Genomic DNA, 20,898 nt, shown 5'->3' on the forward strand with positions numbered 1-20,898 from the left:
TTTTTTATATGGTTGGGAATTTAATTGTAAAACATGTGAAATCTTCCTTGGAATTCACTTCGATCGTGCCGTTATGCTTTTCTACAATCTGTTTACAAACCGATAATCCGAGACCCGTTCCAAGGGATTTTGTTGTTACAAACGGCTCGAAAACGTTCTCCAGCAAATATTCAGGGATTGGATTTCCGTTGTTGCATATAGAAAGCTCAGCAATTTCATCTGAAGCCTTTTTCAACTTAACTTCAATATTACGTTCACCATTCCACTCACTTAATTCTTCAACCGCGTTCACAAGAATATTCAATAAGACTTGTTTAATCTGTGAGCTATCTCCCTCAATATATATATCATCGCTTAATTCTGAATGAATGATGATATTCGTTTCTGTAAACCGAGGATACATAAATTCGAGCATCTCTTTTAAGAGGGTGGTTAAAGGTACATTCACAAGCTTATCTTCAAGACCTCTCATTTTGGATAGATAAAGAAACTGAGTGATTTTTTCCTCAAGACTTTGCATCTCATTCTGGATGATCTCAAAATAATAATCTGATTGTTCCGTTTTCTCCAGTTCTCTTTGAAGTAAATAAATGAATCCTTTTACAGATGTCAGCGGATTTCTAAACTCGTGTGCGAAGCTTGCAGCGATCTGTCCAAGCATTGTTAGTCTGTCATGGTGCATTTCCTGGATGAACTGATTTTTCCTATCAATGATAGAGTCCTTCAGTGCTGTATAGTCTTTCACACTTAAAAAAAGAAGGTGGTCAAAATAACGCTGCATCATAAGGACACCTTCGCCTTTTTCATGTTCGTTCAATAAAGAACACATTAAAAGCTCGTAAACAATGCTTCGTCCGATGTTTATATTATGTACAAAGTCCCCGATGTTCGCCTTTGCTTCAATTCGCTCCATGGCCATTTTGTTTGTAAGTTTGCTTACTCTGTCGAGTGACCCAGTTTCCAAATAATAGATCAGTTCTACGATCGTTTGATAGCCGTTCTTTTTGACTTCCTCATAAAAAGGATCATTCTGCGGCAACAGTACATTTTCAAGCCATTTTTCAACGATGCTTGATTTCTGCTCGCTAAGGAAAGAAGCCAGCTTTTTATTTATTTGCTCATGTGTACTGCTATCCATTTTGTAATCACCCTTTAAAAAATCAATCTCTGCCATCCATTATGAAGGATTTTACATGATTCTACAATGCATTGTCGAAATGTGTATAAAAGTTGGAAAAATATACATGATGTTTATTTTAATGGAAATCAAACACTATATAGTAAACGATTCGTGAAAGGATGGTTTCCATGCATACGATGTGGAAAGGTGCAATCAGTTTCGGGCTTGTAAATATCCCAATAAAACTGTTTGCTGCCACAGAAAATAAAGATATTAAGATGAGATATTTACACGAAAAGTGCCACAGCCCTGTTCAATATGAAAAGATATGTCCGGTATGTGAAGAAACAGTTGATTCAAAAGAGATTGTTAAAGGTTATGAATATGAGCCAGGAAAGTTTGTAGTAGTTGAAAAAGATGAGCTGGATGAACTGGCAGGTGTGTCTGATAAATCGATAGAAATTATTGATTTTATCCAATTAGAAGAGATTGATCCGATTTTTTACAACCGTTCTTATTTCGTTGGCCCCGGAGAAAACGGAACCAAATCATTTGCTCTATTAAAGAAAGCGATGGAAGACACAGGCAAGATCGGTCTTGCAAAGTTCACGCTTCGGTCTAAAGAGCACCTTGCTGCAGTCCGTGTTTATAAAAACGGCTTAGTTCTAGAGACCATCTTTTACCCTGATGAAGTACGCAATGTTGATCATGTCCCTGGAATAACGGACGAAGTTTCACTGAACGAAAAAGAACTCGAGATGGCGAAACAATTAATCGAACAACTAACTGCACCATTTGAGCCGGAAAAATACGAAGACGAATATCGTGAAGCCGTTCTTGAACTGATCAACAGTAAGATTTCTGGTGATGAAGTTAAAGTTGCAAAAGAAAAACCAAAGACAAATGTAGTTGATCTAATGGAAGCTTTACAGGCCTCAATCAACGAGAGTAAAGGTAAAGAACCTAAGAAAAAAGAAACGAAGAAACAAAAAGAAACAGCTGAGAAAGTATCAGACGAAGATAAGAAAACAAAGAAGAAAAAATCAACAGCTAAGAAGAAAGCTTCAAGTTCATGATCTCTGCGTTTCTAAAACCCATGCTCCCTTCTCTTTCTGATAAACTTCCGGTTGGCGAAGATTGGGTCTATGAAGTAAAGTACGATGGGTTCCGGTGTCTTCTTTATTGGGACCATTCCAGTATTATTATGACATCCAGGAATGGTCATCACCTGCATACCATTTTTCCGGAAATCCCTGATTTTTTAAAGAGTATTGAAAATATGGTGGATCATTTGTTTCCCCTTTTGATCGATGGAGAATTGTGCATATTAGAAAATTCTTTTAAAGCAAACTTTGAACAGATTCAAAAAAGAGGCAGGCTAAAACAAAGTGAGAGAGTTAAACAAGCTGTTAAGCTGTATCCCTCCTCTTTTTGTGCTTTTGATTTGCTAGCAGTTGAAGGGCAATACATCTATCACGAGCACTTTTTAAAAAGAAAAGAAAGGCTTTCGAGTTTTATGGAAGCATTAGAAATCGATACCCAGAAGGTAATTCCTTCATCTTTTTTGAACTATGTGGCCTTTACAGATGATATAGAATATATTGAGCAAACTGTTCGCAACAACAAAAGCGAAGGTATCGTAGCTAAAAAATTGAAGAGCAAGTGGTCATCAGGAACTCGAACAAATCACTGGATAAAGGTAAAAAACCTGAAATATAGTACGTTGATATTGACGGGTTACGATACGGAAAATGGTTTTTTCCATGTGGGTGTAATAAAAGATGATCTGATCATGTTTGTTGGATTGTTTTCACACGGCATCTCACCTGAAGAGAAGGAAGCTCTAATTCAAATCGTCAAGAAAAACCAAAACGGCAGATCAGGGTCGATCATTTTGATAGAACCGTCTCTGTGTGTAGAGCTCTCTTTTCTAGAGGTCTACAAAGATCAGTTAAGACAGCCACGCTTTGTTCGTTTTCGTTTTGACGCTGACTGGGAGGATTGCACATGGGAAAACCTGCAAAAGAACAGCTGAACCTACAAGTGAATGGGGAGATAGTCACACTGACAAGCCCTGATAAGCCTCTTTGGCCAAAACAAAATATCGTTAAAGTTGAATTCATCAACTATTTAACACATATAGCACCGTACATGCTTCCCTTCCTTAAGAACCGTGCACTAACGGTAATCAGATATCCTCACGGAGTTGGCGATGAACGATTCTATCAAAAGAACTGTCCGGATTATGCTCCAGCATTTATACAAACGGTTCAAGAAGAGGATATCAATTATATTGTTTGCAATAACCTGCCAACCCTTTTATGGCTTGGGAACCAGCTTGCTTTTGAATTCCATATTCCTTATCGCACATCTGATACTTCATACCCGTCAGAGATCGTTATGGATCTGGACCCGCCTTCCAGGGATGAATTCAAGCTTTCGATCGAAGCCGCACTGATGATCAAAGAAGTTTGCGATAACCTTCGCCTTACAACATTTATTAAAACAAGCGGAAATAAAGGAATGCAGATCTATATTCCCTTGCCTGATAACCAAGTTACATTTGATGAGTCACGGCTATTCACTGAATTTCTTGCACATTTTTTAATTGAAAAAGAACCTCGCTGGTTCACAATCGAACGGTTAAAAAAGAACAGAGGCAACAAATGTTATATCGATTATATCCAGCATGCGGAAGGTAAAACCATCATTGCACCTTATTCAGTAAGAGGAAATGAAGATGCACTCGTTGCGGCCCCGCTTTATTGGCATGAAGTCACCCGAGAGCTGCGTCCAGAATTATTCCCGTTAACTGTAATTCAAGACCGAATTAAAGAAGTTGGCGATCCTTTTGAAGAGTTTTTCTCCGCAAAAACTAAGCAGCCTATTTCCCCTGTTATTCATGCATTAAAAGAAAAAAGCCTTTAACTGATAGAATGAAATCCATCAGATAGAGGCTTTTTTAAAAGCTAATTCACTTTTTTACAAGATTGTCTTTCAACGAGCTCGAATGGCACTGCAACCCGTTTTGCTGGTTTTCCTGGTGTCTGAATACATTCCAGCAATCCTTTTGCTGCTTCATAACCGAGCTGAAAAATATTAATATCAACAGAAGTTAATGCTGGTGATGAAAGTTCTGACAGCATCACGTTGTTAAAGCTAAGTAAGGAAATATCCTCGGGAACACTTAATCCTAAATCATTTAATGTACTTAATACACCGAAAGACATAAGATCATCCATCACAAGCAATGCCGTTGGCGGATTTTGCAATGCCAGAAGTTCTTTTACCGCTTCCTGCCCGCCTTCTTTTAAGAACTCCTCGTGTACGATGTATTCATCCTTATGAGGCAGCCCTGCATTACGTATCGCTTTTTCATAACCTAATAACCGGTCGATCGTTACGACGAGATTTAAGTCCCCTCCAACAAAACCGATTCGTTCATGTCCGAGGGAAAGCAGATGCTCTGTCATTTCCTGACCTGCTCTGAAGTTGTCGTTATCGATATGTGTTATCGTTTCTGCATTCTTAAAAGGCTTTCCGATTACGGTAAAAGGAAAATTCTGTTCTTGCAAATAACACATGATTCGATCGTCTACTCGGGAATACAGCATCACGATACCGTCAACACGCCTTCCCTGCACCATTCGGACAACACCATCAAATATTTCATCCTCCGTTTTCCCAGTGGACATATATAGCGCATACTCCTGCTCGTGCGCCATCGTGCTGATTCCTCTGATCACTTCGGGAAAGAATGGGTTTTGGAAAGCTTTATCTGCAGAACTCGGCATAACGAGTCCGATTGCCTGAGTGCTGCGGTTAGCTAAGCTTCTTGCATTAAAGTTAGGATGATAGCCAAGGTAATCCATTGCTTCTTTCACTTTTCGTTTTGTTTTTTCAGATATTCGGGGGTTGTTAGCAATAACCCTTGATACCGTTGAAGGAGCAACATCTGCTAATTTCGCTACATCTTTAATGGTAACTGACATAATGGGAGTCCTCCTTTCAGACTAATACTCTGGCTGTATACGCTTTCTTAATCCAACATAATTGTATAGAATCCTTAGGAAAAAAGATATATGATTCTTGGTCAAGTTTCTATATTGGGCTGTTTTCTTTGTAGCTCTTGTGAGTAGTTGACTTCCGCTCCAGGTGCTCGCTTTCCGTGGGGTGTGCGGTGAGCCTCCTAGCGCTCTGCGCTGTTAGGAGTCTCACCTGTCCCACTCATCCCACTGGAGTCTCGCACCTTGCGCTCCATTCAACTTGACAATGAAGAGAATGAAAATAACCCTAAGGCAAGAGATGCTTCTTAAGAGATCAAAGAATTCTATAATTTCTTTCGTCTTTTAAATAAGAATCCAAATACCAAGAAAACTAGAATAGCACCTGCTGCTATTGCAGCGTAGAGATAAGGATGTGAAGTATCTTTCTGTATAAGGAAAATATGTGCCGTCTCTCCTTTTACTTGAAGTTTCACCTTGTCACCGTCTACTTTTGATTCTTCTTCGTTTAATAGATCAACAAGCTTTTGCCCCTTTAAATCCTTATCTTTAAAAGTGATCTCCGAATCTTTTTTATCGTTGTTATATACAATAAAGATCGTTTCATCTTTATACTTTCTCTTAAATACTGCTTTTGCTCCGTCATCTTTTATCATGGAAAAATCTCCGCGGCGAAGTGATGGATGCTTTTGTCTCAAACTGCCAAGATTCGCTGTGAATTTTTCCATCTTTTTGTTCTGCCTGAAGTCCATCATACGACGGTTGTCAGGATCCTTCGCACCGTCCATCATATGTTCTGTGCCTTGATATATAATTGGAATTCCTGGAGCGGTATAAAGATAGGTCAAAGCCATCTTAAGTCTTTTCTCGGGATCTTCTTGTTTGAGAAGCGATTCTCTTACAAAACGGATGTTGTCATGATTATCGATGAAATTGCCTAACATGTAGGGATCTTCGTAATAGTATTTGTTTCTCTCCCACACAGAGTGCAGTTCTGAAAGAGATTGGCCACTTTGTCTGAAAATCCTCACCATCTCATTAAAAAAAGGATAATCTACAAAGGACTGAATCCCCGCTTTGTTATACTCTGCAATATACCGAGGATCGTTGTGCCATACTTCACCGATCAAATAAAAATCAGACTTTGCTTCATTTACTCTTTCGGAAAACTCTATCCAGAAATCTTTTGGAACATGCTTTACCGTATCTAGTCTATAGCCGTCAATATCAGTTTCTTTTATCCAATATTCAGCCATGTCCAGCAGGTAGTTTCTCGTTTCAGGATTTTCTGTATTTAAATCCGGCAATCCTGCTAGCCATCCGTTCTCTACATTTTGCTGATTGTCCCAATTGCTGATCTCTACCTGCGGATGAAACCAGTCTTTTTTTACAGGGTCATTCTGCCAAGCATGTTTGTAGCCTGTATGATTTACAACCAGATCCAATATTACTTTAATATCACGATCATGGGCTTCCTTTACAAGTTGCTTCAGTTCTTCCTTTGTTCCAAAATGTTCTTCGGTTTCATAAAAATCTTCTGTCCAATAGCCATGATAGCCTCGTTCCTCATTTTTTACAACGGGAGTCATCCAAATGGCTGTTACACCAAGGTTTTTGAGATAATCAAGCTTTTCAGTAATCCCTTTAAAATCTCCGCCATGGTAGGCTGCAGGGTCTGATGGATCCACTTCAAAATCATTCTTTTTATCACCATTATGAAACCGGTCTACCATAATAAAATAGATGGTTTCGTCTTTCCATGACCGCTCTTCCTTTTTTTCTGCAAGCGCTTTATTTTGAACAGATAAAAAAAGAAGAAACGACATAGCCAAGAAAATAAATCTTTTGCCCATCGCCGTTCCTCCTGATTGCATACTTTTTAACCTTTTGTTCCGCCTGCTGTTAATCCAGAGATGAAGTAACGCTGCAGTGATAAGAAAAGCAGACCAATCGGAATTGCTACTAAAACAGAACCTGCTGCAAAAAGTGTAAAGCTGTTTCCAAATTCATTCTTAATCATATTAAACAAACCAACCGCAAGCGTCATCTTTTCATCAGAACTGATTAGAATAGACGCTAAGATAAAATCAGCGAACGGTGAGATGAAACTAAAGAGTGCAATTACCGCAAGAATTGGTTTTGATAGCGGAAGAATGATCTGCCAAAAGATACGGAAGTGTCCAGCACCATCAATACGTGCAGATTCATCTAATTCTTTTGGAATCGTATCATAATAGTTTTTCGCTAAGTACGTGTTCATCGGAATTAATCCACCCACGTAAACAAGAATTAATGCAAAGTGTGTATCAAGCAAACCTACTTGGTATGCAAGGATATAGATTGCCAAGATTGCTACGAATTGTGGAATCATCTGCAAAATCAAGAAAAGCAGAAGTCCGTTCTTACGTCCGACAAACTTGTATCTTGAAAATGCATAAGCTGTAAGGCCAATAAAGATTACAGAAAGGACCATCGTTATAAAGCAAATTTTCAGCGTGTTCCAGTACCAAATCAGGTAGTCCGTTTCAGCGAAAAGCTTTTTATAATGAGTCAATGTTGCATTCTCAGGAATGATCGTTGAGCTCGATAAAGTGTTACCTGGGTTGAAGGAAGATCCAATAACCCAGAGAATCGGATAGATAACAATTGCAATAGCCGACAATAATACTAGATAGGACAGAGTTAAACGAATTCTTCTTGCTGTTTTTATACTCATATTAAATCATTCCTTCGTCCTTAAATGATTTCGTTTTTCTAAACTGCCACAGGGCAAGTGAAACGATAATTAACGATAGTAAAACCGTTACAGCTGCAGCTTTACTATATTGAGCTGAAGTCATCGTTAAGTTATAGATCCATGAGATAAGGATATCTGTTCCTCCTGCATTTTGATCAGCTACTGCAGGACCACCGTTGTTAAAGAGATAGATAACGTTAAAGTTATTAAAGTTAAACGTGTATTGTGTAATCAAGATTGGTGCTGTTGTAAATAGAATCATTGGCAGAGTGATTTTGCGGAACTTATCCAAGTTCGATGCGCCATCTACTGTTGCTGCTTCATACAATTCACCAGGAATAGATTGAAGTACACCAGTCGTCATCGCCATGATGAACGGGAAACCTAGCCATGATTGAATAAAGATTAAAGCGATCTTTGTGTAAAAAGGATCTGTCATCCAAGGTATGGAATCGATTCCAAATGGTGCTAAAATAGATTGGTTAATCGCCCCAAATGTGTCATTAAACAATCCTGAAAAAATTAAAATAGATACGAATGCCGGTACTGCCCATGGCAAGATCAAGAGTGTTCTAATAAGGCCTTTAAACTTGATTTCCTTTTGGTTTAAAACCACCGCTAAGAAAATACCTACCGATACTTGGAGCGTTGTTGCAGTGAAAGTCCAGATGATCGTCCATGCAAATACAGATATGAATGTTTCACGCCAAATATCTAATGAGAATATCTCAATAAAGTTCTTAAATCCTACCCAATCCACTAGTTTTGCTGGTGGAGAGTTATATAGGTTATAGTTCGTAAAGGCAAGTAGCAACATAAAAATAATAGGAAAAATGACTACGAAGATTAATAATAGGAATCCAGGACCAACCATTAAGTATGGGAATCCTTTATCGACTACATTATGATATTGCTCTTTCAGCGTGCTTAGTTTCAAGCCGTTATCACGCTTTTTCCCATTCTGGAAAGCATCATAAATGTTAAAAGAATAAAAACCTAATCCGATCCCTACAACGAGTATGGATATAACCCCGTTTACTAGTAAGAAAATGGAGTGATCGCGCGGCACTTCAGTACCAAGAGTTACAATTCCCCAAAGTCCAATATTTAGAAAATCCAGAAACGCAATAAAATAACATGCTGCTAAAATTAAGAATGCAAAACCTTTAACAAATTGTTTGTTATAAAATTGCCCCATTCCTGGAATGATGGACAGCAGAGCTGCCGTCTTACGATGTGTCATTACAGGGTTCCCCTTTCATTTGCCCACTAACTGTTTTGTGTTTTGTTCGAAAGATCTTAGGACCCATTCATAAGCAAAATCTTTCCAACAAACACAATAGTTAGAGAAAGCAGTACCCGAGAGTTTTGGGTACCGCTTTCCTCTAATTATTTATTACTTGCTGTGGTTTGCTTTAATGTTTTGCCCAATTGTTTTTACTGCACTGTCTAGAGCAGCTTTTGGCTCAGACTTACCAGTTGCAGATAATTGAAGTGCGTTTGCAGCTGGAGCCCAAACTTCTGCCATTTCAGGAATGTTCGGCATTGGAACTCCACGTTCTGATTGAACAGCTACAGCTTTAGCTGCTTCGTTGTCTGCAATGATTGGGTCCTCCATAAGAGATACAACTGGAGGGATTTCTGCTGTTTTCTCGAAACGAGTCTTAGCATTCTCTTCGTTTGTGATAAACTCAACAAGCTTTGAAGCCCACTCTTTGTTTTCAGAGAATTGGCTTACATTGTAACCTTTAACTCCGATGAATGTTTTTACATACTCACCGTTTGGAAGCTTAGGCATTGGCGCAACACCGATATCGATACCAGCATCTTTGTAGCCTTGGAATGACCAAGGACCGTTCATGACAGAAGCAACTTTACCTTCTTGGAAAAGTCCGTCGATTGTTTGTCCTGCTTTTTCACCAATGATACCTTTAGGGAATAATCCATCCTTGTACCAGCTAGTGATGTAACTTAATCCTTCTACAGCACCTTCATTAGCAAGACCAAGGTCTTGTGGATCTAGAGTACCGTTGTCGTCTTTAAATACATAGCTGCCATATCCAGAAAGAACACCGTTTGCAAAGTAGAAGTCAGTCCAGTTTGCTAGGAACCCGTATTGTGCTCCACCTTTGTCACCTTTAGAGAAAGCAAGTACATCGTCTAAAGATTCTGGTGCTTCAGGCATTTGCTTTTTGTTATAAATGAAAACTGGTGTTTCAGTAGACTTTGGAAGACCATAAAGGTTTCCGTCATATGTTAATGCGTTAATTGAAGATTCAGTGTAAAGCTTTGTAACATCATCAGAAACTTCGATTGGTGCAATTAATCCTTCAATTGCTAAAGGTCCAATACGGTCATGTGGAGTTGTGATAACGTCTGGTCCTTTTTTAGCTGGTCCATCAAGACGAAGCTTTTCTTGCTGGTCAAGCATTGGGATTTCTTTCATCTCAACTTTGATACCGTATTTCTCTTCAAACTTTTTGATAGCGTCTTGAGTACCAGTACCTTTTTCTTGGTCTTCCCAGATCACTAATTTTTCAGGCTTGTCTGCCGCCTTTTCTTTCTTACCGCCAGTTGAAGTGCTGTCTTCTTGCGGTCCGCAAGCAGCTAGAGCACTTGCAGCTAGAGCAAAAGTTAAAGGCAATGCTAATAACTTTTTCATGAATTGTACCCCCCATAAGATATAAAAATTCAAAGCATACAAACGTTTGCACAGACTGACAAAAAAATATAACTCTGTTGAATTATGTACTTTTTTGTCGTTTATGAAAACGATTGCATTACCTGCTCAATTTCATTATACCTCGGCTTTAAATTTTTACAATAGTTTTTTATTTTTTTTTGGATTCGCTTTCATTTTGCTTGATTTACATGTTGTTAGCGGTTTATACTACTTTCAACAATATGAAGGCAATGTACAGTTTTAGGGGGTACAACCTAGGTAGTTTATAGGTTGTGCCCTTTTTTCGTAATCAATGTTGTTATTGTGGTTGATTTCCGCTCCAGGTGCTCGCTTTCCGGGTGGCGTGCGGTGAGCCTCCTCTGCGCTTTGCGCCGTTAGGAGTCTCACCTGTCCCGCTGATCCCCCAGGAGTCTCGCACCTTCTGCTCCAATCAACTTGACAATGATGTTTTCAGAAATCTAAAACGACAATCTTTTATAAAATGAAGGGAGAAAAGATATGTTAAAAGAAGCGATCTACCACAGAGCAGGAAACAATTATGCGTATGCTTATGATGAAAAGACTCTTCATATCCGTCTACGCACAAAAAAAGGAGATGCTGATAAAGTTTCGTTAATTTATGGAGATCCGTACGACTGGACGAAAGAAGGCTGGCAAACTTCTTCTTCACCTATGACTCTAAGCGGAACAGATGAATGGTTTGATTATTACCTTATCGAGATTCAGCCGCCTTTTCGCAGATTGCGTTATGGCTTTGAAATTTCAAGTGGTGATGAGACTGTCGTGTATACAGAAAAAGGGTTTTATGAGGAAGCACCGTTTGATGATACTGCCTATTACTTCTGTTTTCCTTTTTTAAATGCGATTGATGTGTTTCGTGCTCCGTCCTGGGTAAAGGATACAGTCTGGTATCAGATATTCCCTGAACGTTTTGCGAATGGTGACACAAGTAATGATCCAGAAGGTGCAGTAGCTTGGGGCAGCGAGGAGCCAAAGTTGAACAACTTCTTTGGCGGGGATTTTCAAGGTGTGATCGATCACATCGATCATCTTGTTAAACTAGGTATAACAGGCATCTATTTCACCCCCATTTTCAAGGCAAAGTCTAATCACAAATACGATACGATCGATTATTTGGAAATCGATCCTCAATTTGGTGACAAGGAAACATTTAAAAAACTCGTGAAAGTTTGTCATGAGAATGGCATTAAGGTGATGCTCGACGCCGTTTTTAATCATAGTGGATATTATTTTGAACCATTTCAGGATGTTCTTAAGAATGAAGAGAAATCCCGCTATAAGAATTGGTTTCACCTAAGAGAATTCCCAATCGTGACAGAACCGCGTCCAAATTATGATACATTTGCTTTTGAAAAAACGATGCCTAAGCTGAATACCGAAAACCCTGAAGTTCGCGAATATCTGCTGAAGGTAGCACGGTATTGGATTGAAGAGTTCGATATCGATGGCTGGAGACTCGATGTAGCTAACGAAGTAGACCACTCCTTCTGGAGAGAGTTTAGAACGGCGGTAAAGAGTGCTAAACCTGAAGCATATATTTTAGGAGAAATCTGGCATGATTCGATGGACTGGCTTCAAGGAGATCAGTTCGACGCAGTGATGAACTATCCTTTTACAAATGCTGCTCTTGAATTTGTTGCAAAAGAGACAATTGATGCCAAAGTGTTTGCTGAAAAAATTACCGCTGTCATGCATATGTATCCGGAAAATGTAAATGAAGCGGCATTTAACCTTCTTGGCTCACATGATACTAAACGTGTTTTAAACTTCTGTGAAGGCAATAAAGACAAAATGAAACTCCTCTTCCTTCTTATGCTGACTTTTAAAGGTACTCCTTGTATTTATTATGGAGACGAAATAGGAATGACTGGGGAGATAGATCCTGGGTGCAGAAAATGTATGGAGTGGGATGAAGAAAAACAAGATCTAGATTTATTTAATCATATTCAGTCCCTCCTTTCTCTTCGCAAAGAACACAACGTTTTAGCGAATGAAGGAAAGCTGTCATTCATCTCGGCAAATGACAAAACACTCGTTTATGAAAAATCTTCTTATGATGATAGTATCATGATTCTTTTAAACGCTGGAGATCAACCTGTTGAGAAAGCATTTATTGTCCCAGAAGGCTATGAGTTACTTTTCGGAAATGATGCATCTGAAGAAATGATGCCTTATGGCTTCAGCATGTATAAAAAGAAATAAAGCCGTCCCCTTACTAAAAATGTAAGGGGATTTTCTTTCACGCGTTCAATTTTCTGCTACAATAGGAAAATATTCTAAACACATAGATGGAGAGGGATGTACATGAATGGAAGTAAAGCCGCTAAGCTTTCCCTTTTTGCCATAACATGGCCCATTTTTATAGAGATTTTGCTTCACATGCTGATGGGAAACGCTGATACCCTTATGCTGAGCCAATATTCAGATCACTCGGTCGCAGCTGTCGGTCTGACAAATCAGCTGTTATCAGTCGTAATTGTTATGTTCGGTTTTGTTGCCACTGGGGCCAGTGTGGTCATTGCACAAGCGATAGGTGCGAAGCTTGAAAAAACGGCAGCCGAAGTTGCGGTTGTTTCGATCATGGCTAATTTATTTTTCGGATTGCTGTTAAGCGCAGCATTGTTTATTTGGGGTGACACTTTCCTAAAGTGGATGAATACTCCGCACGAATTGATGAAAGAGGCGAACAGCTATCTTCTGATCGTAGGCGGTTTTTCTTTTATCCAATCTGTCATTATGACCATTGGTGCGGCTATTCGAAGCTACGGGTTCACGAAGGATGCGATGTATGTAACGATCGGGATGAATATCTTAAATGTGATCGGAAACTACTTATTCATTTTTGGAGCATTTGGATTCCCTGTTCTTGGTGTTGAAGGTGTCGCCATCTCTACTGTTTTCAGCCGTTTTTTAGGATTGGTTGTCATTTTGTATCTATTATTTAAACGCTCTTCTATTCCGCTGCCTTTTGCAAGTTCAATCAAGCTGATTCCTCTTCATATAAAAAGCGTATTGAAAATTGGACTTCCATCTGCAGGTGAACACCTTTCGTACAGCGGTTCTCAAATGGTGATTACTTTTTTCATTACACTGCTCGGGACTTCCGCCCTTACTACAAAGGTGTATACGTTTAACATTATGATGTTTATCTTCCTTTTCGCTGTTGCAATCGGTCAGGGGACACAAATCTTAATTGGCCATATGATAGGTGCGAAATCATATGACTCTGCTTATAAAACGTGTATAAAAAGCCAGACGTACGCTATGATCATCAGTTTTTTAATGGCTGGAGTTGCTTCTCTTTTCGCAAAACCTCTCCTTTCCATTTTCACTGATAATCCGGAGATAATAAGAGATGGAACGATATTGTTGTATTTGACTCTTTTACTGGAACCCGGCCGCTCGTTTAATCTTGTTATTATTTCAAGCTTAAGAGCTGCAGGTGATGTTAAGTTCCCGGTTGTGATGGGTGTTATATCAATGTGGGGTGTAAGTGTAACCCTCGCCTACCTCCTTGGGATTGTCTTTGAACTTGGATTGGCAGGTATTTGGATCGCCTTTATTGCGGATGAATGGCTACGAGGTCTCTTCATGCTGGCAAGATGGAAGAAACGAAAATGGCAGAAGAAATATATGGTGAACACGAAGGAAGCTACTGCTTAAAATGGTGGAAAGAACTTATCGTGGGATTAAAGTTATTTTCCGTGGGATTTTCTCCACTTTTCGTGGGAAAAATTAACGTGGGATAAAACCGATTTTCCGTGGGATTATTTTATCATGAATATTCCACACGGACAGTAAGCTGATTCTGTCTTTCATACGAATACAAATATAAAAAAAGCGGTCACTCAATATAGGTTTCTGAGTTTGCCCGCTTTTTTTTATTAATCTATGATGTTTACATTATAATCACTCAGCCAGCTATCGATCTGAGCCAAATGGGCCATAAGCTGTGGACCCGTCATCAACTGTCCGAACCAAGGTTCTTTAAATGTTTCCCCGTTCGTATCAATGATTTTCTGTACTTTCTCTCGGTTCAGCACTTCAAAAAGCGGTGAATTCTTTTTATTTACAATACATTGCAGCCAGTCTTTTACGCCGTCCGTATACTCGGGGTGAAAGGTTTTCGGATATGGACTTTTCTTTCGATATAACACGTCATCGGGTAGCATACCGGTTAAAGCTTTTCTAAGAATCCCCTTCTCTCTTCCAGCAAGCATCTTCATTTCCCAAGGGATATTCCATGCATACTCTACGATTCTATGATCAGCAAAAGGCACCCTCACTTCTAAACTTGCTCCCATACTCATGCGATCCTTACGGTCAAGAAGTGTAGTCATAAACCATAGCATATTTAAATAAAAAATTTCTCTTCTTCTCGCTTCTACTCTCGTTTCTCCTTCAAGGACAGGTGTTTCTTTTATTGTTTCTTCATATCTTTGCTGGACATAGGATGCGAGATTCAGTTTTTCTGCCCATGAATCCTGAAGAAGATTCTGCCTAGCTTTTGTTGAGCGCATCCAAGGAAACATATCACGGTTCATGAGTTCTTCCTTATGAAACCATGGATATCCACCAAAAATTTCATCTGCACATTCACCTGACAGAGCAACTGTAGACTGCGGCTTAATCTGCCGGCAGAACCACAGTAGTGATGAATCCACATCTGCCATTCCCGGAAGATCTCGCACCGTGACAGCTTCCCGCAAATGGTTGATTAATAGTTCGTTATCTATCACACAGCTATGATGGGTAGATCCTGTTGCTTCTATCATTTTATTAATCCAGAAACCATCTGAATTTGGCTGGTAATCGCTAGCTTTAAAATACTTGTCATTGTCTTCATAATCAATACTGAACGTGTGAAGTTCGCCTTTGTTTTCTTCCTTAAAATACTTGGACGCGATTGCAGTGATCGCACTTGAATCCAAACCACCTGATAAAAAGGTACAAACTGGTACGTCGGCTACAAGCTGACGGGTTACAGCATCTTTTACAAGCGTCCCAACGTTCTCAATCGTTTCTTCGAGCGAATGCTCGTGAGGTTTGCTCTCCACGTTCCAATAACGCCAGATCTTCAATCCATTCTTTGTGTAGGTCGCTGCATGTGCCGGTCGAAGCTCTTTAATTCCTTTATACACCCCGTTACCTGGTGTTCTAGATGGACCGAGGCCAAATACTTCTTGAAGTCCTTCCCGGTCAACCTCTGCCTTCATCTCAGGATGAGCCAGAATAGCTTTCAGTTCTGATCCAAAAAGAAAACGGCCCCCTTTTTCAGAATAAAAGAATGGTTTAACACCTAAACGATCTCTTGCGACAAACAAACTCTCCTTCTCTTCATCCCATATTCCGAAGGCAAAAATCCCGTTAAACTTTTCGATGCAGGCTTCTCCCCACTCTATATATGAAACGAGGAGAACTTCTGTATCAGAATGTCCTTCAAATGTGTAACCTCGCTGCAAGAGCTCTTTTCGAATGTCCTCTGTGTTGTAAAGTTCTCCGTTATAGCAAAGTGTATAATTGTTGTTGTTCTTTTTTCTGCTCATCGGCTGTACGCCGCCTTCAATATCGACTACAGCAAGCCGGGCGTGACCAAATCCTGCATGTGTTGTGCTCCAGACATTCAATGCATCAGGTCCTCTTTTGGATAAAGTTGTGGCCATTTTTAACAGTACATTTTTTTCATTGATGAGGTTTCGATTCCAATCTGCCCAACCTGTTATTCCGCACATTGGTTTCATCCTTTCTATGCAAACTCCGAGTATAGTGCGTATGCCCAATACTTAACATATGCTTTTATCCTTGTACGGGTGTTATGAAATATTTGTGCAAGTTCTTCCAATTTGTTTATAATGAATCTATATTTCAGAAGATAAAGGTGATCATTGAATGCCACAGTCGAAGTTTTTTCGTATCGCTTACGGATTGCTCCTCATTTTTCTCATTATTTTAATAGGAACAAAGATTGATTTTATTTTCAGACCGATTGTTGTTCTTGTACAAACACTCTTTTTCCCTTTCTTGTTAGGCGGAGTGTTGTACTATTTGTTTAGACCCGTTGTTCAGTTTTTACATAAACGCAATGTTCCTAAGGTATTATCGATCTTGTTAATTTACTTACTTGCAATAGGATTGTTTGTACTATTGTTCTATTCCATCGGTCCTGTATTGCAAAGACAGGTCAGCAACCTGGTAGAGAACACACCAGCGTTAATTGATGCGATTCGTTCAAAGCTTAACGATCTGCAGCAGAACGAATGGGTGAACCGATTCCAGGAAAGTGAACAATTTGATGTGAAAGAAATCTCTGATAAAGTTACAGCTTACTTATCAAATAGTGTTCAAACGATTGGAACGAACATTGCGAACTTTATCGGAATCATTACCAATATCATCATGATTTTCGTGACCGTACCATTTATTCTTTACTACATGCTAAAAGAAGGGGAAAAAGCACCTCAGATGGTGCTGCAGACACTTCCTGAAAAACAGCGTAATAACGGCACAAAAATTTTAAAAGATATGGATATCGCGCTAAGCTCATATATTCAGGGACAGATTTTGGTCAGTGTATGTGTAGGAACGATGCTTTATATCGGATACTTAATCATTGGTATCGAGTATTCGCTGATTCTTGCTATCATTGCCATGTTTACGAACGTGATACCTTTCTTGGGGCCGATTATCGGAGTTGTACCTGCGTTGATTGTTGCAGTAGTTGATTCACCTGCTATGGTCATCAAAGTGCTTGTTGTCATGGTTATTGCACAGCAGATCGAAGGAAATGTCATCTCGCCGCAAGTTATGGGTAAAAAGCTTGATATTCATCCGCTTACGATCATTTCCATCTTGCTCGTTGCAGGAAGTCTTGGCGGACTGCTCGGTTTAATCTTAGCGGTTCCTGTCTATGCGGTATTAAAAGTAATCGTACTGCATACGTACAGATTGATTAACTTAAGAAGAGAAAAGAAGATAGAGGGATGAGAAAGAGCACCGGTTGGGTCCGGGTGCTCTTTTTTGTATCTGGTAATTCTTGGATAGTGTTTGTTTAACTGTTTAAATCTTTTCGGGGAGCATAAATCTTTCTCGAGCACGCATAAATTTTCCCGGACGCACATAAGTCTTCCTAAGCGCGCATAAAACCTCTCGAACGCGCATCATCTCACTTCTGCTAACACCAAACATAGAAAAAACACACCATCTCATCTTGAATGGTGTGTTTTTATTAAGTTATTTTGCTTCCTGAGGTTCTTTATCGTAAATCGGCACCCAGCCCTCTTTTGATTTGAAGATTCGTACAGCTACTACCTTTCGATCTTCCTGCAGTGTAAAGTAATGACGGTAATTTTCTGGGACAGATATTAGATCGCCAGGCTCTAGCTCTACATCAAAGAATCTGCCGTTCGGTCCTTCGATTGCAAAGATTCCATGACCAGATACAATAAACCGCACTTCATCATCTGTGTGATGGTGTTCAGCTAAGAAATTCTTCAATAGTTCATCGAGGTTTGGTGTTTCATCAGACAATGAGATAACGTCTGATGTTACGTAGCCTCGGCGCTCTGAAATATCATTAATTTCACTTTGGAACGTCTGAAGTACTTCTTCTTTTTCTTCATCCGTTAATGAATAGTTTTCACGAAGGTTTTGAGGGAGTTTTTCGATGTCCCATTTTTCATAGATGACTTCCTGTGAATTTAAGTATGCTTCTACTTCACTTTGGTTTTCGATTCTCTCGTTGTTGTCATGAAATCTTAATTGTGCCATGTTTGACGCCCCCAAATGATTTATTTTTTGTTTTATTGCTTAAAAAAGATAATGTTTGAAGTTTTAAATGATAAGAAAAAAGAAACTCAAATGCTTCAAGATGCTTTTTCGCTTCAAATGCATTCTTTCCCCAAACTGTGATTCCGTGATTGCGGATCAGCACTGCTTTCGTATCCGGTTTAATTACATCTGCAACGGCTTTAGAAAGCTTCGTCAAATCTGCATAGTTCTCAACGATCGGCACTGATATACTTCCGTCTTCTTCCCATATACCAAATGCTTTAATAAGTTCTTGTCTTTGAAATGTGATTTCGCCTTCGTTTCCATACAGCTCGGAGATCAAGTTGTTGTCGACGGTATGAACGTGCAGACAGCAGCCTGCATCTGTTAAACGATATACTTCACAGTGAATGCCGGTTTCTGCAGAAGCTTTAAGCGAGGTCTGCTCGACTGCATTCCCTTCTCCATCAACAAGTAAAAAATCTTCTGATGTACGCTTCGTTTTATCTTTGCCGCTTGCAGAGACATAAAAGGTAACCGGGTTCTCTTCAACTTTTATTGATACGTTTCCACTGGTTCCAGGAAACCAGTTTCTTGCAGCTAATTCTTCTTTCACATCGGCCAGTTCGTTCCATCGTTGTTCATGTATCGTCAACTTCTTACCTCCTCTTTTTCCAATGCATGGATCACATCAAAGAATGACTTAAAAGGTGTATATCGAATATTGTTTTCTTCACATTTTTCAATTAAATAGTCTCTTGCAAAAACCACATCAGCAAGCTTAGATGCTTGAAGATCTGTAATGGAATCACCGATGACTATTTTTTGATAATCTGAAAACTGATTATCTACCTTTCTGATAAACGAAGGCTTGCAGCAACCGCAATCATTCTGGCAAAGTTCATCACATTTGTTTGGCCATGTAATTTTAATTTGTTCATCGGAAAAATCACTATGATTGCAGATGATTTGTTCAGGGTTCAGTTTATCCTTAAGCACTGGATGAACAAAAAAATCAATGCCTCCGCTAACGATATAAAGCGGAATGTTTTCCTGCTTCGTAAAATCGATAAATTCTTGAAAGCCATCTCGGATTTTGGAACGGGTTAGAACGAACTCAATGATTTCTTCCTTCTTGTCTGAAGGAATCATTGAGAACAGCTTCCCTACTCCTTCCCGAATTGAAATTTTTTCATTTAAAATATCGTTTACGATTGGCTGCCAACCATCTGGAGCAAACTCTTCCATAATGGCTACAATGTTGTCTTTCTCCGTCACAGTTCCGTCGAAATCGCAGAAGATCACTTTGCGTGTCATGTGACGGGCACTCCGCCCCATAACTCCAAAGCTTTTTGAAGTTCAGGATGTTTCTCGGCATAATTTTCAAGATCCTCTCCTAAAACTGCTGCATCTACAGCCTGACGGAATGCTCGTGCCCCGCCTGCAGCTCCGTCAGGATGACCGTGAATCCCTCCACCAGCATTGATAACACTATTCAAACCAAAATCATTAAACAATACAGGCGTTAATCCAGGATGAATTCCAGCTGATGGTACTGGGAAAGATTTTTTTAGCCCAATATCTTCTGTCGTTAAAGCTTCTGCAATGTTTAGTGTTTCATTTCGATCTAGCGCTACACTTCCATATGGTGATGGGAACAGCACCAGATCTGCTCCTGCATAGCGTAAAAGTTTTCCGAGTAATACCGAGTAGCCGATTCCATACAGAGAAGATGAACCGATTGCTCCTGATAACGCCGGATGTGCCATGATTGGAAGAGGTACTTCTTTATCTTCTGACAGCTCCTGAAGCACATCAGGTCCATATGACAGCACATTGAACAGCAATGCATTTGCACCTAATTCTGCAGCACGCCTCGCTTTATCACGCAGTTCACTTGTTCTCCCTGTTAAGTTCACAGCGTACAGCGTTTTTTCACCAGTTCGATCTTCCACCTGCTGCAGTACTTCTTTGGCAGCTTTAATGCGGTCATTAAAAGGTGTAAGCGGATTATCAAAAAGAATCTCATCATCCTTCACAAGGTCGACGCCGCCGAGCGCCTGTTCATGAAGCTGCTGTTTAAAGAATGTGAGATCTTTACCCAGTACTCCTTTAAAAATACTCATCACGAGCGGACGGTTATGGACGCCTAGAATCTCACGTATTCCAGATATTCCGTACTTCGGTCCTGGAAAACTCGATTCAAGCTGCTTATCAAACTCCAAATCTACGAGCTTAATCTCTCCATCAAGAGACAGTTTGCCGAATACAGTCGTTAAAATCGCTGGAATATCGTTAGAAAAATTTGCAGAAGGATAAGAGATCTTCAGCAATCCTCTCGTACGCTGACTTCCTAAGAACCGATCAGCTGCATCGTCACGCTCCAATTCAACGACGCTTTCTACAACACCTTTATGTTTGCGAAGCTGTTCTTGCTCAAGCAACGGCAGATCCGTCCAAGATCCTACTGTCAATCCCAGTGCAATGCCTTCCGCTTTTTTATTTAAATTTCCTTTTTTGTCATGAACCGAATAGGTCGCAGTTACTTTTCCCATACCTTGAAAAA

Annotated in this window: 17 protein-coding genes; 6 read left to right on the forward strand and 11 right to left on the reverse strand. The window is 39.7% G+C overall.

Annotated elements, in window-relative coordinates; all coding sequences use genetic code 11:
- Positions 1 to 4: 4 nt before the first annotated feature.
- Positions 5 to 1,138 (reverse strand): histidine kinase N-terminal domain-containing protein, encoded by a 1,134-nt coding sequence (locus tag EV282_RS11365; RefSeq protein WP_165389431.1) that lies wholly within the window; start codon positions 1,136 to 1,138, stop codon positions 5 to 7.
- Between the two features lie 170 nt (positions 1,139 to 1,308).
- Here EV282_RS11365 and EV282_RS11370 point away from each other — a divergent pair, with 170 nt between their 5' ends.
- The 3 genes from EV282_RS11370 to ligD (EV282_RS20495) are packed head-to-tail and all read left to right on the forward strand — an operon-like array spanning position 1,309 to position 4,048.
- Complete coding sequence (locus tag EV282_RS11370) at positions 1,309 to 2,196, forward strand: Ku protein (protein WP_130295922.1); 888 nt, start codon at positions 1,309 to 1,311, stop codon at positions 2,194 to 2,196.
- Positions 2,193 to 3,155 (forward strand): non-homologous end-joining DNA ligase, encoded by a 963-nt coding sequence (ligD, locus tag EV282_RS20490; RefSeq protein WP_242611857.1) that lies wholly within the window; start codon positions 2,193 to 2,195, stop codon positions 3,153 to 3,155. Before EV282_RS11370 ends, ligD (EV282_RS20490) begins: the two co-directional genes overlap by 4 nt.
- On the forward strand, positions 3,128 to 4,048 hold the full coding sequence (gene ligD, locus EV282_RS20495; protein ID WP_242611858.1) for a non-homologous end-joining DNA ligase: 921 nt from the start codon (positions 3,128 to 3,130) through the stop codon (positions 4,046 to 4,048). Before ligD (EV282_RS20490) ends, ligD (EV282_RS20495) begins: the two co-directional genes overlap by 28 nt.
- 41 nt (positions 4,049 to 4,089) lie before the next feature.
- On the opposite strand, the gene EV282_RS11380 is transcribed toward ligD (EV282_RS20495), so the two are convergent.
- From EV282_RS11380 to EV282_RS11400, 5 genes are all read right to left on the reverse strand, one after another.
- Entirely contained in the window at positions 4,090 to 5,112 is a 1,023-nt protein-coding gene (locus tag EV282_RS11380) for a LacI family DNA-binding transcriptional regulator (RefSeq protein WP_130295923.1), read from the reverse strand.
- Between the two features lie 338 nt (positions 5,113 to 5,450).
- The gene (locus EV282_RS11385) at positions 5,451 to 6,977 is read right to left on the reverse strand and encodes an alpha-amylase family glycosyl hydrolase (protein ID WP_130295924.1); all 1,527 of its coding nucleotides are present in this window, start codon (positions 6,975 to 6,977) and stop codon (positions 5,451 to 5,453) included.
- Positions 6,978 to 7,003: 26 nt separating this feature from the next.
- Positions 7,004 to 7,840 (reverse strand): sugar ABC transporter permease, encoded by an 837-nt coding sequence (locus EV282_RS11390; RefSeq protein WP_066246030.1) that lies wholly within the window; start codon positions 7,838 to 7,840, stop codon positions 7,004 to 7,006.
- A gap of 1 nt (position 7,841) precedes the next feature.
- Positions 7,842 to 9,104, reverse strand: coding sequence for a sugar ABC transporter permease (locus tag EV282_RS11395; protein ID WP_165389432.1), 1,263 nt, complete (start codon positions 9,102 to 9,104; stop codon positions 7,842 to 7,844).
- A 153-nt stretch (positions 9,105 to 9,257) separates the two neighbouring features.
- Positions 9,258 to 10,523 carry an extracellular solute-binding protein gene (locus EV282_RS11400; protein ID WP_130295925.1) on the reverse strand — a complete coding sequence of 422 codons (1,266 nt, stop codon included), beginning with the start codon at positions 10,521 to 10,523 and terminating at the stop codon, positions 9,258 to 9,260.
- Between the two features lie 519 nt (positions 10,524 to 11,042).
- Here EV282_RS11400 and EV282_RS11405 point away from each other — a divergent pair.
- Together EV282_RS11405 and EV282_RS11410 are read left to right on the forward strand one after the other, a co-directional pair.
- A complete protein-coding gene (locus EV282_RS11405) occupies positions 11,043 to 12,767 on the forward strand; it encodes a glycoside hydrolase family 13 protein (protein ID WP_130295926.1) in 1,725 nt (574 codons plus the stop codon).
- Positions 12,768 to 12,869: 102 nt separating this feature from the next.
- A complete protein-coding gene (locus EV282_RS11410) occupies positions 12,870 to 14,228 on the forward strand; it encodes an MATE family efflux transporter (RefSeq protein WP_130295927.1) in 1,359 nt (452 codons plus the stop codon).
- Between the two features lie 221 nt (positions 14,229 to 14,449).
- Here EV282_RS11410 and asnB read toward each other — a convergent pair whose 3' ends face one another.
- Entirely contained in the window at positions 14,450 to 16,297 is a 1,848-nt protein-coding gene (gene asnB / locus EV282_RS11415) for an asparagine synthase (glutamine-hydrolyzing) (protein WP_130295928.1), read from the reverse strand.
- Positions 16,298 to 16,454: 157 nt separating this feature from the next.
- Between asnB and EV282_RS11420 the strand changes: the two genes are divergently transcribed.
- Entirely contained in the window at positions 16,455 to 17,549 is a 1,095-nt protein-coding gene (locus EV282_RS11420) for an AI-2E family transporter (RefSeq protein WP_130295929.1), read from the forward strand.
- A gap of 246 nt (positions 17,550 to 17,795) precedes the next feature.
- On the opposite strand, the gene EV282_RS11425 is transcribed toward EV282_RS11420, so the two are convergent.
- The 4 genes from EV282_RS11425 to EV282_RS11440 are packed head-to-tail and all read right to left on the reverse strand — an operon-like array spanning position 17,796 to position 20,887.
- The gene (locus EV282_RS11425; RefSeq protein WP_130295930.1) at positions 17,796 to 18,332 is read right to left on the reverse strand and encodes a 1,2-dihydroxy-3-keto-5-methylthiopentene dioxygenase; all 537 of its coding nucleotides are present in this window, start codon (positions 18,330 to 18,332) and stop codon (positions 17,796 to 17,798) included.
- Positions 18,310 to 18,987 carry a methylthioribulose 1-phosphate dehydratase gene (locus EV282_RS11430; RefSeq protein WP_130295931.1) on the reverse strand — a complete coding sequence of 226 codons (678 nt, stop codon included), beginning with the start codon at positions 18,985 to 18,987 and terminating at the stop codon, positions 18,310 to 18,312. Before EV282_RS11430 ends, EV282_RS11425 begins: the two co-directional genes overlap by 23 nt.
- On the reverse strand, positions 18,984 to 19,649 hold the full coding sequence (locus tag EV282_RS11435; protein ID WP_130295932.1) for a 2-hydroxy-3-keto-5-methylthiopentenyl-1-phosphate phosphatase: 666 nt from the start codon (positions 19,647 to 19,649) through the stop codon (positions 18,984 to 18,986). The genes EV282_RS11430 and EV282_RS11435 overlap by 4 nt, the downstream gene beginning before the upstream one ends.
- Entirely contained in the window at positions 19,646 to 20,887 is a 1,242-nt protein-coding gene (locus tag EV282_RS11440) for a 2,3-diketo-5-methylthiopentyl-1-phosphate enolase (RefSeq protein WP_130295933.1), read from the reverse strand. The genes EV282_RS11435 and EV282_RS11440 overlap by 4 nt, the downstream gene beginning before the upstream one ends.
- Positions 20,888 to 20,898: the final 11 nt, after the last annotated feature.

Origin of the sequence: Fictibacillus sp. BK138, assembly GCF_004216955.1 — a bacterium.
In the GTDB taxonomy this organism is placed as follows: Bacteria; Bacillota; Bacilli; order Bacillales; family Fictibacillaceae; genus Fictibacillus.

What these genes read in the sequence shown, in the direction of transcription:
- EV282_RS11365 (WP_165389431.1), bottom strand. Translation starts at nt 1,138, where the DNA reads ATGGATAGCAGTACACATGAGCAAATAAATAAAAAGCTGGCTTCTTTC.
- EV282_RS11370 (WP_130295922.1), top strand. Translation starts at nt 1,309, where the DNA reads ATGCATACGATGTGGAAAGGTGCAATCAGTTTCGGGCTTGTAAATATC.
- ligD (WP_242611857.1), top strand. Translation starts at nt 2,193, where the DNA reads ATGATCTCTGCGTTTCTAAAACCCATGCTCCCTTCTCTTTCTGATAAA.
- ligD (WP_242611858.1), top strand. Translation starts at nt 3,128, where the DNA reads ATGGGAAAACCTGCAAAAGAACAGCTGAACCTACAAGTGAATGGGGAG.
- EV282_RS11380 (WP_130295923.1), bottom strand. Translation starts at nt 5,112, where the DNA reads ATGTCAGTTACCATTAAAGATGTAGCGAAATTAGCAGATGTTGCTCCT.
- EV282_RS11385 (WP_130295924.1), bottom strand. Translation starts at nt 6,977, where the DNA reads ATGGGCAAAAGATTTATTTTCTTGGCTATGTCGTTTCTTCTTTTTTTA.
- EV282_RS11390 (WP_066246030.1), bottom strand. Translation starts at nt 7,840, where the DNA reads ATGAGTATAAAAACAGCAAGAAGAATTCGTTTAACTCTGTCCTATCTA.
- EV282_RS11395 (WP_165389432.1), bottom strand. Translation starts at nt 9,104, where the DNA reads ATGACACATCGTAAGACGGCAGCTCTGCTGTCCATCATTCCAGGAATG.
- EV282_RS11400 (WP_130295925.1), bottom strand. Translation starts at nt 10,523, where the DNA reads ATGAAAAAGTTATTAGCATTGCCTTTAACTTTTGCTCTAGCTGCAAGT.
- EV282_RS11405 (WP_130295926.1), top strand. Translation starts at nt 11,043, where the DNA reads ATGTTAAAAGAAGCGATCTACCACAGAGCAGGAAACAATTATGCGTAT.
- EV282_RS11410 (WP_130295927.1), top strand. Translation starts at nt 12,870, where the DNA reads ATGAATGGAAGTAAAGCCGCTAAGCTTTCCCTTTTTGCCATAACATGG.
- asnB (WP_130295928.1), bottom strand. Translation starts at nt 16,297, where the DNA reads ATGTGCGGAATAACAGGTTGGGCAGATTGGAATCGAAACCTCATCAAT.
- EV282_RS11420 (WP_130295929.1), top strand. Translation starts at nt 16,455, where the DNA reads ATGCCACAGTCGAAGTTTTTTCGTATCGCTTACGGATTGCTCCTCATT.
- EV282_RS11425 (WP_130295930.1), bottom strand. Translation starts at nt 18,332, where the DNA reads ATGGCACAATTAAGATTTCATGACAACAACGAGAGAATCGAAAACCAA.
- EV282_RS11435 (WP_130295932.1), bottom strand. Translation starts at nt 19,649, where the DNA reads ATGACACGCAAAGTGATCTTCTGCGATTTCGACGGAACTGTGACGGAG.
- EV282_RS11440 (WP_130295933.1), bottom strand. Translation starts at nt 20,887, where the DNA reads ATGGGAAAAGTAACTGCGACCTATTCGGTTCATGACAAAAAAGGAAAT.